Origin of the sequence: Natronococcus jeotgali DSM 18795 (assembly GCF_000337695.1) — an archaeon.
GTDB classification, from domain to species: Archaea; Halobacteriota; Halobacteria; order Halobacteriales; family Natrialbaceae; genus Natronococcus; species Natronococcus jeotgali.
On sequence record NZ_AOIA01000126.1, the window covers coordinates 1 to 14723 of the forward strand.

Genomic DNA, 14723 nt, shown 5'->3' on the forward strand with positions numbered 1-14723 from the left:
CACCCGCTGGGCGCCAGCGGCGTCGCCCAGGGCGTCGAGATCTACGAACAACTGGTCGGCGAGGCCGGCGACCGCCAGGTCGACGCGGAGGTCGGCCTCTGTTGTAACGTCGGCGGCTTCGGCAACTGCGTTATCACCACGATCATGGAGGCAGCACGATGACGATGGAAGCGACCCGATACGACGACGGCACGATCAGCTACCCCGGCCATCCCCGTAGTCGAAACGGTGCGGAGCCGGTCGGCACGATCGATCTGAGCGAATACACCGCCGAGGTCGTGACCTGGACGACCAGCACCGCGACGCCACCGGGGGTCCGCGAACCCAACCACCTCGCGATCGTCGAGTTCGACCTCCGCGACGCCCTCGAGGACGGCGACGAGACGTCGGTTCGGGCGCTCGTCCAGCTGGCGGACGGCGACGTCGAGACCGGCGACGAAGTCGAGCCCGTTTACACGGAAGAGCTGCGCGAACCCGGCGCGGGCATCAGGGAACCCGCCAGCCAGGACTGGGACGGCTACCGGTTCGAACCGGTCTGAAGGCCGTTAGCAGGCTCGAGCGCCCGTCGGGGCGACGATCGTTATCGGGTCGGATCCGCCCGACGCGTAGATCGCGTGCCCGTCCGCTCGAGCCGCGACGAGGAGCGATTCGTCGACGGCGATCGGGTCAGCGGGGTACCGCTGGGCGCCGACAGTGCGCCAGGACTCTTGTGCCGCGGTCGGACACCGAAACTCGCCGCCGCGGAGCCACTCGTCGGTCGCCCGCGGCGAGACCCCGGCGTCGCGGTAGTTGTTCGCGATGCGGGTGAGGTGATCGTCGCTCGTCCACGCGTCGCCGAGAGCCGACGCCGCAAACTCCGTCGCGGCGAACTCCTCGCTCGTCGTCGTTCCCTGATAGGCCAGCGCCTCGAGACCGGCGAACGCGAGCGGCAGCGACGCCAGCGCGCAGCAACACAGCAGGATCGGCAGCCAGACGGCGAGGACCCGCCGCCGAGAGGGTGAGGCAGCGCGCGCGAGCGCGACGATCCCGAGGCCCGCACAGACGACGACTGCGAGGTGGACGAACGTCTGCCCCCGGCGAGCGAACAGCGCGTAGACGGGATCGACTCCGGCGGTGACGGCGAACCCGACCCACGCGATCGGTGCGACGAACAGCCCCAGAACGACGGCGCGGTCGCCGACGCGGCCGATCGCGAGGGGCAGTCCCCAGCTCGCCAGCGCGGCGAGGACCGAAAGCGGCGCGACGTGGGCGAGCAGTCGGTTCGGTGTCGTCGCGGTACCGGGGAAGAGATCGACCGCCGCGTTCGCGCCGAGGATCGCGAACCCCGACAGCAGGACCGCTCCGGCGAGCAATCGCACCGACCGATCGCGGGCGTCGGCCAGCCACGCCGCGCCGACGGCCGCGACGACGACCCAGGCGACGAACAGTCCGAGGTTCGCCGCCAGGCTCTCGCTGAACGGCGGTCGGGTGAGGCCGTAGTAGCCGAGCACGTACAGCCAGAACGGGACCAGAAACAGGAGGCCGAACCCCAGTTCCCGCGCCGGCCGGTAGCGCCGGCCGACGACGACCGCGACGACGGCCGTCGCGGTCAGCGCCGCCACGAACGCGCTCAGGTGGTGCGTAATCGGCAAGACGACCAGCAGCGCTCCGAGCGCGACCCCCCACCGGAGCCGGCCGCGCCGACAGAACCGGGCGGTTCCGATCGCGACGAGGGGAACGAACAACAGTCCCAGCACCTCGTAGCTGACGGTTACGGTCCGGCGGAGGTAGACGCCCTCGAGCGCGAGGGTGAGTCCGGCCGCCAGCGCCGCCGCGATCGCAACGCCGCCCGCGCGGCGGTCGGCGAGCCGGCCGACGAACCCCACCGCCAGCGCGGCCGGGACGGCTCCGACGGCGGCGATCGTCGGCTGGGCGAGCCACAGCGGGGCGACGCCCGCGATCGCCGCGACCGCGGTCAAAAGCGTCGGGAACGCGTAGCCGTGGGGACCGATCGCCTCGAGCGAAAGCGCGCCCGACGCCAGCGCGTCTCGAGCCCGGGCGGCGAAGACGAACCCGTCGGGGTTGAACGGGTACGGCGTCCAGAGCAGCGGCGCCAGCCGGACCGCGACCGCCGTCGTGAGGACGATCACCGCCGCCTTCCCGAGCCGTCGGTGGTGACGCCCCATTGCCGTCTCGAGTGGCTTCGGGCGGTAAGTTAACCATTCCGACTTTCCGCGTCCGCGGTCGGATCGGCGGCGTTCGGTTAGGCAACCGATACCGACGTTCGACGAGCTGACAGTCCGGATCCCGTGAAAAGAACGTTTTAGGGGAGGCCGTGTGCCGCCGGTATGAACAGACGCACTCTCATCGGGCTGGCGACCGGGGTCGGAACCGCGGCGCTGGCCGGCTGTCTCGGCGCGTTCTCGGACGCGACCGGTTCCGAGGAGCGAAGCGGCGACGAACCCGACGTGGCCGACGGGTCCGGCACGAGCGAGGCCGACGGGCGCGGCGAGGAGTCGCCCGATTCGGGCGCGAGCGACGATACGGCGGGCGCGGTCGACGTGGTCGTCCGCAACGCCGGCTCCCAGCAGCGGACGGTCGACGTTTCGATCAGCTGCGACGGCGAGTCGGTGATCGAGCGAGCCGAGACGCTCCCGGCCGGAGACGCCCTCGAGGTCACGCTGCGGGAGGCGGGCACCTACGACGTGGCCGTCGAGACGGACGCGGGGCGGAGCGAGACGACGGTGACGCGGTCTGCCGACTGCGCGGCGGCCCGAACCGAGATCGCGGTCTCGGAGTACGGATACGAGACGACGAACGCGAGCGCGTGTTGAGCCGAGCGCGCCGATCCGACCCCGTCTCGAGCGCCCGGACGCCGCGAAAGAGCGGGCGTCCATCCGCCGCCGCGCTCGCGTCGATTCGCGCCGTCGCCGCAGTTTACCAACACAGTTTGGAATGAGTGTTTTTACGATCCCGCTCCTACCCGTAATCGGCAGGACGCCGCTCCACATCACCCATCCACCACCCACCACCTACCCACCCACCCACCGACGGCTACCCTGCCAGCCGAACGACTTCGGTACTGTCGTTCACCCGCACCCACCACCCTACCGCGACGACGCTCCCGCGTCTCGCACACCCCTGTCGTCCGCCGGAGTCGCGTGCTCCCCGCGCGATTCCGGTATCGTTCCTTTCCCGTACTGTACCCGATAGCCGCTCGGCCGTTCCGAGTCCTGCGGTGTTGCGATCGAGTTACGAGGGGGCGGGATCGACCTCGAGCGCGGCCGCCAGCATCGCCGTCTGTACCGTCCGTAGATCCGTCCCGCGGACGGTCGCCGCCGCGCGAAACCGCTCGCGGAGCCCCGCGGCTCGATCGGGTGCCGCGGCGAGTCGGACGAGCTCGAAGGCGTCGGGCTCGAGCCCGGCGACCGCGTCGAACGCGGCCGCGTCGTACAGTTGGGGGAACGCGGCGAGTACGTCGGCGACGATCTCGTCGGTGGCCTCGGCTCCGGGATCGCCCGCCGGCACCGGTTCCGCCGTCTCCGCGAAGTAGTCCTCGAGGTCGACGACACCGGCCGACTCGTAGGCGGCCGCCGAGAGCGCGTCGGCGACCGGTCGGTTGACGTAGACGCCGACGAGGGAGAACCGTTCGGTCATGGTGGTCGCTTCGACCCCCAGCTAACAATAGCTATCGTTTAGGAGAGCTGGGCCGTCACGTCGGTCGCGGAAACCATTCCGACGTAGTCGTCGCCGTCGACGACCGGGAGGTGCGTGATGCCCAGGCTGGTCATCATGGCGGCGATCTCCTCGAGGTAGAGATCCGGCGGGACGGTCTCGACGGACTCGGTCATCACCGCGTCGACGTCGACTGCCGTCGGATCGTGGCCCTCCGCGGCGGCCTCGACCAGGTCGGTGCTGGTCACGATCGAGGGCGGATCCGTCCGGACGACCAGCGCGCTGATCTCGCTGTCGCGCATCGCCGTCGCCGCCTCGGTCAGCGTCGCGTCCTTCGAGACCGTCTCCAGCGGCGTCGACATTACGTCCCGCACCTGCGTGCTATCGCTATCCATACCACCGGTACGCATCGGAGCGGTATCGGTGTTGTGACCGACGCCGATCTTGCGCTACTCGCGCTCGAGGACCACCACCCCGAGCAGAATCAGCGCGCCTCCGACGACCGTCGCCGCCGTGACGGGTTCGGCGAACAGCGCGGCGCCGAGCCCGACCGTGACCGGGGGTTCGACGGTGCTGACGATCCCCGCGCGACTCGCGCCCACGTACCGCAGGCCGGCGAAGAACGCGATCACCGGAAGCGCCGTCGCGGGGACGGCGAGACACGCCAGGAGCAGCCAGGCCGACGGCGCCGTCGGGACCGAGAGCTCGCCCGTGGCCGCTCCGATCGCGACGAAGACTCCGCCGGCGGCGGGCAACATGTGCGCCGTGAGCACCAGCGGATCCACGCTGACCAGCAGCGCCCGCGAGACCGAGATGTAGCCGGCGTAGGCGACCGCGGCCCCGAGCACGACGGCGATGCCGATCGGCGAGGCGCCGGCGGGGTCGGCGCCCGTCACGAGCGCGACGCCGCCGAGTGCCAGACACAGCGCGACGCCCATCGCGGGCGTCGCGCGTTCGTCGAGTCCGGCCACCGCGATGACGACGACGAACGCCGGATAGGTGTAGAGGACGATCGCGACCAGCCCCGCGGTCATGTACTCGAGGCCGAGGAAGTACAGTCCGCTCTGGGTCGCGTAGCCGAACGCCCCCAGCCCGAGCGCGATCGCCAGCGTCCGTCCGCGAAGCACCGTCAGCCGACCGCGAACCGCCAGCAGCATCCAGACGGCGAGCGCCGCGAGCAGAAACCGAAACGCGAGCACCGTCGGGATCGAGAGCGCGGCCCGCTGAGCGTAGAGTCCGAAGATACCGAGGGTTCCGAACCCGACCCCCGACGCCAGGACCAGCGCGATTCCGATCCGATCGCGGGTCGGCGCGAGCCGCCCGGAGACGGTGTTCATGTCTGACCCGTCTCGAGAGAGCGCCATAGAAATTGCTATCGACTCGCACGGTCCGGACGCGAAACGTCGAGTCCGACGATCAGTACTGTAGGGACGGGGCGTCGCGACCCGCGTCGGTCCCGGTGAGCTCGGACGAACTCAGGCAGTGGATACAGCCCTCGAGGGTGCCGTCGTTATCCCCGAAGACGCGGACGAAGTTCGCCGAGATCGGCGCGTCGCAGTTGTGGCAGGTTCGCATCGGGATCACGTCACATGTTATCACATGACAGTATCTGGCTTAACTCTATCGCCGCCCGCGGCGGTCGCTCGACGTGACCCGCGGGGCCGAGGCCTCGGCCGAGTAACGCGGTCCTACTCCGAGAGCGATCTCGTTCGCCGAGACGTGCGCGAGGAATCGAACGACGTCGAGGGCCGAAAGAAGAGACCTGTGGCGTCGATTGCCGCTTACCGTCCGCCGTCGATCGAGACGTCCGAGACCGTCACCGAGACGTTCTCGACGGTGAGATCGATCGAACTGATCTCGTAGGTGCGGTCGTTGACGTCGACGGTGACGCCGTCGGTCTGGATCCCGGCCGAGTCGATCTCGTACGTTCGCTCGTCGATCTCGTAGGTGGGGAGCCCGTCGGCCGAGAGCTCGAGGCCGTCGATAGTTACGTGTTCGTCCTCGATGGAGGCGTCGATGCTGCCGACCTGGTGGACGCCGTCGGCCCCGCCGGCTGCGACCGCCCCCGCCGAGAGGAGGGTGACTGCCAGCGCCACCGCGAGCCCGATCGCGCCGAACCGCGTCGTCGTTTTCATGCTACGGAAGAGGACGGTTACATACGCAATGAATGTATCCATCGCCGACCTCGCGGAACGCGGGCGCCGCGGCGGCCGACTCGCCGAATCGGTTCGGCGCCCGGAGAGCCGACCGCCGCGGCGCCGCTCGAGGGGGTAGCTATTTCCACCGACCGCCACGAGGTTGGCGTATGGACGACGGGAAACAGGCCACGTTCGGCTCCCAAGGGGAGCTTCGAACCGACGGCGACGACGAGGAAGACGGCGCCGTGGACTCGGGACCGGCGGAAAACGACTTCGGCGAGGAGCGCGGCGAGAACGAGACGAAATGCGGTGCGAACCGCTACGACGTCTCGAGCCTGCTCCAGAAGGCGGTGCGTCGGTCCGACGAGGAGGTCGCGGCGTGGGCCGCCTGGGAGCTGGTGCGGTCGGGATTCGCCTGGAACTTCTGGGATCGGATCAACCTCTACGTCGTCGAGGACCTCCGGGCCGGCCACGAGGTCGCGCTCGTGATCGACCGCTACGAGGAGCTGGCCCGCGAGCGGTGGTCCGAAACCTCCTGGAAGGGACGGCTCTGTGCGGTCCACGCTGCGCTGGCGGCCGCCCGGGCGCCCTCGAGCCGGGAGGCTTCCCACGCCGACGACTACTTCGGCGAACTCTCGGCGGAGCGTGCACTCGCCCGCGAGGAGGGACGCGAGCCGCGGTACGACCACCCCGCCGACGAGCTCGAGCCCGGCGGGCGCTACGACGTCGCGTTCGACCAGCACACCTACGAGGGGAAGGCCCTCGGGCGGAACGGGCGCTTTTTCAGGACCCACGGCGCCCGCGTCGGCCCCGAGGGCGAACCGGAGCTGAGCCGCCAGTGGCGCCTCCAGAGCATGCGCCTCGAGGACCGGGAGTACGTCGACGAGGAGCTGGCACGCGCGGTCGAGCCCGTCGACCCCGACGATAAGTGGGGAACGGACGCGAGCGACGGGGAGTGACCCGCAATCGGCGACGGAAGGGAACGGGTCGGCAGCCGACGCGATCCGACCGTTCGATCCGCTCGAATCGGGTTCCGGTATTGAAATAAGAGATTCGGATCTCCACCGCCCGTCCAATCTTTATCGAAGTACATACTGATTACTGGTTACCGAGGGCGATAAGATTGTTTGGTCTGGCTAATAAGTAGGCTTATGCGAGGTCGCACGTCCAGATCGTGTAGGAAAGTGAGCCGAATCGTTACCTCTGGACCGATCCCGAAGCTAGATCGTACGATTACTAACAATGTATCCGGACGGCCGTTCGTCGGAGCTGGGGGTGAGAAGCCGTGATCGACGGCAAGTGGAAGAACCTCCTGCTGGCGACGGCGATGTTCAACCTGGGGTTCGTCATCTGGTTCTCCTTCGCGCCGTTTACCGGCGGGATCGCCGACGAGTTCGGCCTCTCGGTCGCCCAGCTGGGGCTCGTCTCGAGCGCGGCCGTGATCGCCGTCCCGGCCGGACGGATTCTGATCGGCCCGCTGACCGACAGGTACGGCGCGCCCGTTACCGCCAGCGCAACGCTTCTCGTCGTCGGCGCGTTCTCGATCGTCAGCGCGTTCGCGACGACCTACGAGGTCTTTACCGCCTCGCGGGTGATCGCCTCGCTGGCCGGGATCACGTTCGTCATCGGGATCCAGCACGTCGCCGAGTGGTTCGAGGAGGAGAACCTCGGTCTGGCGGAGGGCGTCTTCGCCGGGGTCGGAAACGCCGGCGCGGGTCTGGGCGCGTACTTCACCCTTCCTCGGATCTTCGGCGAGGGGTACGCGGGACCGCTGTTCGCGACGAACTGGCGCGCCGCTTTCTTCTACACCGGCGTCCTCGCGGTCGTTCTCGGGGTCGCCTACTACGCCCTCGGCGACGCCGCCAAAAGCGAGGCCAAGCGGCGAGCGACCAGGGAGAACGCGAGCTTCAAGCAGTTCCTCTACGTCGGCACGCGCCACGGCGCGGTCGTCCTCGCGGCGGCGTACGTGATGACCTTCGGTCTCGAGGTCGCGATGAACGGCTGGCTCGGAACCTACTACCGCGAGGGGTTCGACCAGGGCGACGTCGTCGTCGCGGCGACGTTCGCCGCGACGTTCTCGATCGCGGCCGGACTGCTCCGGCCGATCGGCGGCTACGTCAGCGACGTCGCGGCGCGCCGGGAGCGGGACGTCCTGCCGTGGTTCGAAGGGCGGTACCGCGAGCAGTGGACCTTCGCGACGCTCGGGTTCGTCGTCGTCGCATTGGTCGGAATGACCGCCGCCGGATTGACGGGGAGCGTCTCCCTCGCGGTCGCCGCGGGCTTTCTCGTCGGGGTCGGCTGCGCGTTCTCCGAGGGCGCGATCTTCGCGCAGGTACCCGCGATGTTCCCGAACAACTCCGGCAGCGTCGCCGGCGTCGTCGGCGGGATCGGCACGATCGGGGGCACCGTCTACCCGCTCGTGTTCGCCGCGCCGTTTCTCCCCTCGCTCCACCTCGGGTACGCCGTCGTCGCCGCCACGATGCTTCCGATCCTCGCGCTGGCGGCGTGGGCGTTCCAGCCCGCCGTCGCCGAGGGCGCGACCGAGGACGGCTGGCTCGTCGACGGACGACCCGCGGGCGAGTCGGTCGTCTCGAGCGACGACTGACGACCGTCGAACCCGCCGCCGAGTTAGCTCTCGTCGGTCTCGAGCTCGAACTGTTCGTTCTCGGCGACGGCGTTGAGGACGATGCTGGTGTTGGACTGGTTGATGTCGGGATCTGTAACCAGCGCCTTGATCTGGTCGTTCATGTCGTCGGTGTCCCTGAACTTCCCGATCGCGATGACGTCGTAGTCGCCCGTGACCTCGTAGACGGACATCATCTGTCGGTGCTCTCGCAGGGACTCGGTGATCTCGGCGAGGGCGTCGCCCTCGACCTTGAGCTGCATCACGGCGGTCACGTCGTAGCCGGCCGCGTCGTAGTCGACGATCGGCGTGTACCCTCGGATGACGCCTTCCTCCTCGAGGTCGGAGAGGTGGTTCGAGACGGTCGTGACGGAGACGTCGAGCTCCTCGGCGAGGCTCCGAAGACTGGCCCGTCCGTTTTCGAGCAGTGCGTTTACCAGGTCTTTGTCTAGGTGTTCGTACGTCACTACGTGGAGCGTCTCGCTTCTGCTACTATGAACTTACGAATGTCAACTTTCATCCTGTCCTCGACGGAAGCGAACGCTCTGAGTCGCGTACTCCCGCCGTGCACGCCCGTCAGGCGCTCGCTCCCGCGATCGCCTTGACGTCCCGATCGTGCGGCGGTGCGACCCGAACCGCGCACTGTTTGAAGTGGGGCTCCCTCGAGCGCGGATCGACCGCGGCGACCGTCAGGTCGTTGACCGCGGGGTGGTGGATCGGCAGCCAGACGACGCCGTCGGGGATCGACTCGTCGGCCTCGACGCGAACGGTGACCGACGCCCGCCGGGAGACGACGCACCCGTACCGTCCGTCGGGACCGCCCTCGAGGGTGTCGGCAACGGCGACGGCCGTCGCGGGACTGACCCGCGCGGTCGGCGGACCGTCATCGCGGGCGCGCACGCCGGTGTTGTAGGCGTCGGGGCGGCGCGCGGTCGTCAGCGTGAGCGGGTAGTCGTCGTCGGTCCGCTCGGGCAGCGGTGCCGCCCGCGCGTCCGAAAAGCGGGCGCGGCCCGACGGGGTCGGGAACGACCACGTCTCCGTTTCGCCGTCCGCCGTCCCTGTCCCCGTCCCCTCGTGGTACCGGTAGCCGCCCGCGGCGTCGGGTTCCGGCGCGGGCCACCGCACCGCCAGCTCGGCCTCGAGGCGGTCGTAGGAGATCCCCGAGAGGTCGGCGGGGGTCCCCTCGGTCAGCGCGGCGAGCTCCGCGAAGACGGGTTCGGGCGCCGGGGACCCGTCGAACAGTCCCGGTGCGAGCCGATCGGCTACCGCGGCGATCAACTCGAGATCGGATCCGACCCCTGAGGGCGTCTCGGTGGCGGCCCGAACCCGCGAGACGGTGCGTTCCATGTTGGTCGTCGTCCCCTCGGACTCCCCCCAGGTCGCCGCGGGCAAAACGACGTCGGCGAACTCGACGGTTTCGCTGCGGAAGGCGTCCTGTACGACGAGGAAGGCGTCCTCGAGGGCCTCGCGGACGCTCGTCGCGTCGGGCATCCCCGCGACGGGGTTCGTCGCGACGGCGTAGACGGCCTCGACCTCGTCGCCGACCGCGTCGACGATCCCGACCGGACCCGGTCCCGGGTCGTCCGGCAGCCGCGAGGCCGGAACGTCCCAGGTCTCCGCGACGAGCTCGCGGGCTCCGGGGTCGTCGAACGGTCGCTGGCCGGGCCAGGTCCCCTTCGAGGAACAGACCCGAGTCCCCATCGAGTTCGCCTGCCCGGTCAGCGAGAACGGGCCCGAGCCCGGTCGGAGGTTGCCCGTCGCCAGACACAGGTCGATCAGCGCGCCCGCGGCGTCGGTGCCGTTGACGCTCTGGTTGATTCCCATTCCCCAGTAGACGAGCGTGCGGTTTTCGAGGGCCGCGGCGAGTCGGTCGACGTCGGCCATCGAGACGCCCGCGCGCTCGGCCGCTCGAGCGGGGTCCGGCAGCTCCTCGCGAAGCTCGTCGAATCCCGTCGTCGCCTTAGCAACGAACGCCTCGTCGACCCGGTCGGTTTCGACGATTCGGGCCAGGACCGCGCGGGCCAGCGCGAGGTCGCCGCCGGGTTCGAGCGGGACGCGGTGATCCGCGACCTCGGCGGTCTCGCTCTCGATCGGGTCGACGACGAGCAGCTCCGAGTCCTCGGCGTCGGCCGATCGGTTGATCCACCGGAACAGCACGGGGTGGGCCGCGGCCGGGTTCGCCCCCCAGACGAGGTGGGTCTCTGCCTCGGGAACGTCGTCGTAGGTCGGCGGCGGCGCGTCGCTGCCGAACGCGTCGTAGTAGGCGGTCACCGCCGACGCCATACACAGCGTCGTGTTGGCGTCGTAGTACCGCGTGCCGATCCCGCCGCGGGCGAACTTGCCCAGCGCGTAGGCGGCCTCGTTGGTCTGCTGGCCGCTCCCGAGCACCGCGACGCGATCCCGTCCGCCCTCGAGTGCGGTTCCGAGTCCTTCCGCGGCCCGCTCGAGGGCGGTCTCCCGGGTCGTCGCCACCAGCTCGCCGTCCCGGCGAACGAGCGGACGGGTCAGCCACTCGCCGTCGGGATCGGCGCTCTCGCTGATCCCGCGCTGGCAGGCGAGCCCGTTCGAAACGGGGTGGGCGGCGTCGCCGCGCACGCTCTCGAGGCCGTACCCCCGGTCGACGGCCTGTTGGACGTGGCCGCAGCCGACCGCACACCGCATGCACGTCGTCGGAACGAGATCGGTCACCGCGTCCCCACCCCGTGTTCGAATCTGCAGGTAAGATATCTACGTATGAATTCACTATCGATAGATAGTGACTGTTCTGTGCTCGATATCATGTTAATAGCAAACGAACGGAGGTACTAAACGGTAATCGTTTACTATTCGTTAGTTTTTTCTTCAAAACCCGTGTCCGTCGCCAGTATTTGATCGGATACGGAGAATATAAGGGAAGAACTCGAATCGAGTGCGGTTCGGAGCCGACGATGGGGCCTCGGACCCGACGTTCGCCCTCGTGCGGGTGCGGGATCCGGCTCGGATCCGCGATGCCGGTTCGGACTGACGAACGCACCGGAACCGAATTCAATCAGTACTAGAGAATATCTCGTACTTTGGGTATTCTGCCGGAGGAAGTGGGCGGGTCGCGATCGGACCCGTCGTCGGATCGCGTGTTCGTCGGTCGCTCGAGACCCTCGCGGGGCGAGGCGCCTTCGGTGCGGATCCGGGATCGCACCGCCGCGGCGACGCCGGATTCGCCCGCCTGGGGTAGCGTCCGCGAACGCGGCGGCCGACGGGTTGACAGCCGGGAGCGGAGGCCGACGGAGTTCGCGATGTCGGTCGCGTTTCGTCGCGCCGCCGTTCGAAACCGTCCCGAGTCGAAAGTATCTGAAGACCGTCTCATTCCCATAATTATCAGAAATAAACTATATCTGTCGATACTACCGCCCCGTAACCCGCCGACAGGTCGATACCCCGGTGCCGAATTCGGATAGCACGGCAGCGATATCGTCGCGACCTTCGAGGACCGCCGCCTCGCGGCGGGCGTCGACGAAACGTGAACCCGTTCTCGTCAAAATCGTTCGAGAGTGGTACTCGAGCGCCGGATTCGTTTCAATTACAGGCCGTATTCGGAGTAATCCGTACGCTTTTGTCGATCTACGGAAAACGTCCGTCCATGTCGCTGGAAGGCGATTCCCTGGACTACCACGAGGACGACCCGCCCGGCAAGATCGCCGTCGAGACGACGAAGCCGACGAACACCCAGCGAGAGCTGAGTCTCGCGTACTCGCCCGGCGTCGCCGGGCCGTGTCGCGCGATCGACGAGGATCCCGACGACTCCTACCGCTACACCGCCCGCGGAAACCTCGTCGGCGTCGTCTCGAACGGCTCCGCCGTGCTGGGGCTGGGCGATATCGGCCCGGAGGCCTCGAAACCCGTGATGGAAGGGAAGGGCGTCCTGTTCAAACGGTTCGCCGACATCGACGTCTTCGACCTCGAACTCGAGCACGACGACACCGACGCGTTCGTCGAGTCCGTCGCCGGCATGGGGCCGACCTTCGGCGGGATCAATCTCGAGGACATCACGGCGCCGGAGTGTTTCACCATCGAGCGGCGCCTCCGCGAGCGGATGGATATTCCGGTCTTTCACGACGACCAGCACGGCACGGCGATCATCACCGGTGCCGCACTGTTGAACGCTGCCGAGATCGCCGGCAAGGACCTCGAGAAGCTCGAGGTGGCGTTCGCCGGCGCCGGGGCGGCCGCCGTCGCGACCGCCCGGTTTTACGTCTCGCTCGGCGTTCGACGGGACAACATCACGATGGCCGACATCGACGGGATCCTCACGACCGAGCGGGCGGAGTCGGGCGACCTCGATCCCCACAGCCGGGAGTTCGCCCGCGACGTGCCCGCGGGCGGGGTCGCCGAGGCGATGGCGGGCGCCGACGTCTTCGTCGGGCTCTCCGCGGGGGGGATCGTCTCTCAGGAGATGGTGCGGTCCATGGCCGACGACCCCATCATCTTCGCGATGGCCAACCCCGATCCCGAGATCGACTACGAGACGGCGAAGTCTGCCCGCGACGACACGGTCATCATGGCTACCGGCCGATCGGACTACCCCAACCAGGTCAACAACGTGCTGGGTTTCCCCTTCATCTTCCGCGGGGCGCTGGACGTCCGGGCGACCGAGATCAACGAGCCGATGAAAGTCGCCGCCGCCGAGGCGCTGGCGGCGCTGGCCCGCGAGGACGTCCCCGACAGCGTTCGGGAGGCCTACGGCGATCAACCGCTGCAGTTCGGCCCCGAGTACATCCTGCCGAAGCCGATGGATCCCCGCGTGCTGTTCGAACTCGCACCTGCGGTCGCCGAGGCCGCGATGGAATCGGGGGCCGCCCGCGTCGCCCTCGAGCGTGAGCCCTACGTCGAGGAGCTCGAGGCCCGACTGGGCAAGTCCCGCGAGATGACGCGGATCGTCCGGAACAAGGCGAAAAGCGACCCCAGGCGGATCGCGCTCGCGGAGGGGCACAACGAGAAGATCATCCGCGCGGCCTACCAGCTGGAGGAGCGGGGCCTCGCCGAGCCGGTGTTGATCGGCGACGAGGCCGAGATCGACCGCACCGCGGCGAACCTCGGCCTCGCGTTCGACCCCGAGGTCGTCGACCCCGCGGAGGGAGCGACCGACGAGTACGCCGAGGCGCTCTACGAGCAACGACGGCGCAAGGGCGTCACCCGACGGGAGGCCGCCGACCTCGTCCGGGACAGCAACTACTTCGCCTCGGTGATGGTCCAGCAGGGTGCCGTCGACGGGATGCTGACGGGGCTGACCAACCACTACCCGTCGGCGCTGCGCCCACCCCTGCAGGTGATCGGCACCGCCGACGACGTCGCACACGCCGCGGGCGTCTACATGCTCACCTTCAAGAACCGCGTCGTCTTCCTCGCGGACGCGACGGTCAACCAGGATCCCGACGCCGAGACGCTCGCGGAGGTGACCCGTCACGCCGCCGCCATCGCCCGGCGGTTCGACGTCGAGCCGCGCGCGGCCCTGCTGTCGTACTCCGACTTCGGCAGCGTCGACAACGAGGGGACCCGAAAGCCCCGGCGGGCGGCCCGGCAGCTGCGCGACGATCCGGCGACCGACTTCCCCGTCGACGGCGAGATGCAGGCCGACACCGCCGTCGTCGAGGACCTCCTCGAGGGAACCTACGAGTTCTCCGAGCTCGAGGAGCCCGCGAACGTGCTGGTCCTGCCGAACCTCGAGGCGGGCAACATCGCCTACAAGCTGCTCCAGCGGCTGGGCGGCGCCGAGGCGGTCGGTCCGATGCTGGCGGGAATGGATCGTCCCGTCCACGTCCTCCAGCGGGAGGACGACGTCAGGGACATCGTGAACCTGGCGGCGGTCGCGACGGTCGACGCGCAGGAAGCGGAGTAGGTGTCGGGACGGAGTCGAGACGTTCACCGTCGCTCGTCTCGTTCCGCGCCGTTGGGGTGAAACGCTCGTGCTGTGCGAGATTTCCCCTCGTCACTCGCGTCCGGAATTACCGGACGTGAGTTGAGCGACGGCGAGGACGCCGACGAGTCGGCCGTCCGACGGATCCGTCCGAGCCACTTCGCAAATTGGCCGGTCGGAGATCCCTCCGCCCGGGTACCCCAGCCGCTCGGTTCCCCCGCATACGCGCGTCCACTCGCCGCAGGACACAGGTTCGAATTTACGAATATATGAATGTAAATCCCTTCACAGTTCGACTATCGGTCCTTCGGCGAGTTCTCGGCTGTCTCGAGAGCGGTAAGGGAACTTCTCCCGCGACGTCGCCGAGCGATGAGTCAGGCTGTCCGATTATTTCGGATACCATAGTGTGGTCGGCCCG

Annotated in this window: 14 protein-coding genes; 6 read left to right on the forward strand and 8 right to left on the reverse strand. The window is 68.6% G+C overall.

The window, feature by feature from the left end; genetic code table 11:
* Both C492_RS23790 and C492_RS14095 read left to right on the forward strand, forming a co-directional pair.
* Positions 1-162 (forward strand): thiolase C-terminal domain-containing protein (locus C492_RS23790; protein WP_008424692.1); only part of this gene is annotated, 162 nt, incomplete at its 5' end.
* Positions 159-539: a hypothetical protein gene (locus C492_RS14095; RefSeq protein WP_008424695.1), complete on the forward strand. Its 381-nt coding sequence runs from the start codon at positions 159-161 to the stop codon at positions 537-539. The genes C492_RS23790 and C492_RS14095, both read left to right, overlap by 4 nt.
* Positions 540-545: 6 nt before the next feature.
* Here the strand turns inward: C492_RS14095 and C492_RS14100 are convergent, their stop codons facing one another.
* Positions 546-2165, reverse strand: coding sequence for a hypothetical protein (locus tag C492_RS14100; RefSeq protein WP_008424697.1), 1620 nt, complete (start codon positions 2163-2165; stop codon positions 546-548).
* A gap of 162 nt (positions 2166-2327) precedes the next feature.
* On the opposite strand from C492_RS14100, the gene C492_RS14105 reads away from it, so the two are divergent.
* Positions 2328-2813 carry a hypothetical protein gene (locus C492_RS14105; RefSeq protein ID WP_008424698.1) on the forward strand — a complete coding sequence of 162 codons (486 nt, stop codon included), beginning with the start codon at positions 2328-2330 and terminating at the stop codon, positions 2811-2813.
* Between the two features lie 418 nt (positions 2814-3231).
* Here the strand turns inward: C492_RS14105 and C492_RS14110 are convergent, their stop codons facing one another.
* From C492_RS14110 to C492_RS14125, 5 genes are all read right to left on the reverse strand, one after another.
* Positions 3232-3636 carry a hypothetical protein gene (locus tag C492_RS14110; RefSeq protein WP_008424700.1) on the reverse strand — a complete coding sequence of 135 codons (405 nt, stop codon included), beginning with the start codon at positions 3634-3636 and terminating at the stop codon, positions 3232-3234.
* A 38-nt stretch (positions 3637-3674) separates the two neighbouring features.
* Complete coding sequence (locus C492_RS14115; RefSeq protein ID WP_008424701.1) at positions 3675-4016, reverse strand: CBS domain-containing protein; 342 nt, start codon at positions 4014-4016, stop codon at positions 3675-3677.
* An 87-nt stretch (positions 4017-4103) separates the two neighbouring features.
* Positions 4104-4991, reverse strand: a complete 888-nt coding sequence (locus tag C492_RS14120; RefSeq protein WP_008424702.1) for a DMT family transporter — start codon at positions 4989-4991, stop codon at positions 4104-4106.
* Between the two features lie 79 nt (positions 4992-5070).
* Positions 5071-5229, reverse strand: a complete 159-nt coding sequence (locus tag C492_RS24690) for a DUF7563 family protein (protein ID WP_008424703.1) — start codon at positions 5227-5229, stop codon at positions 5071-5073.
* A 206-nt stretch (positions 5230-5435) separates the two neighbouring features.
* Positions 5436-5831, reverse strand: coding sequence for a hypothetical protein (locus C492_RS14125; RefSeq protein ID WP_152424917.1), 396 nt, complete (start codon positions 5829-5831; stop codon positions 5436-5438).
* A gap of 128 nt (positions 5832-5959) precedes the next feature.
* Between C492_RS14125 and C492_RS14130 the strand changes: the two genes are divergently transcribed.
* Positions 5960-6751 (forward strand): hypothetical protein, encoded by a 792-nt coding sequence (locus C492_RS14130; protein WP_008424705.1) that lies wholly within the window; start codon positions 5960-5962, stop codon positions 6749-6751.
* 326 nt (positions 6752-7077) lie between these two features.
* Positions 7078-8397 (forward strand): MFS transporter, encoded by a 1320-nt coding sequence (locus C492_RS14135; protein WP_008424706.1) that lies wholly within the window; start codon positions 7078-7080, stop codon positions 8395-8397.
* A 23-nt stretch (positions 8398-8420) separates the two neighbouring features.
* On the opposite strand, the gene lrp is transcribed toward C492_RS14135, so the two are convergent.
* Positions 8421-8882, reverse strand: coding sequence for an HTH-type transcriptional regulator Lrp (gene lrp / locus C492_RS14140; RefSeq protein ID WP_008424707.1), 462 nt, complete (start codon positions 8880-8882; stop codon positions 8421-8423).
* Positions 8883-8991: 109 nt separating this feature from the next.
* On the reverse strand, positions 8992-11103 hold the full coding sequence (nasA, locus tag C492_RS14145) for an assimilatory nitrate reductase NasA (RefSeq protein ID WP_008424708.1): 2112 nt from the start codon (positions 11101-11103) through the stop codon (positions 8992-8994).
* A 928-nt stretch (positions 11104-12031) separates the two neighbouring features.
* Here nasA and C492_RS14150 point away from each other — a divergent pair.
* Complete coding sequence (locus C492_RS14150; RefSeq protein WP_008424709.1) at positions 12032-14287, forward strand: NADP-dependent malic enzyme; 2256 nt, start codon at positions 12032-12034, stop codon at positions 14285-14287.
* Positions 14288-14723: the final 436 nt, after the last annotated feature.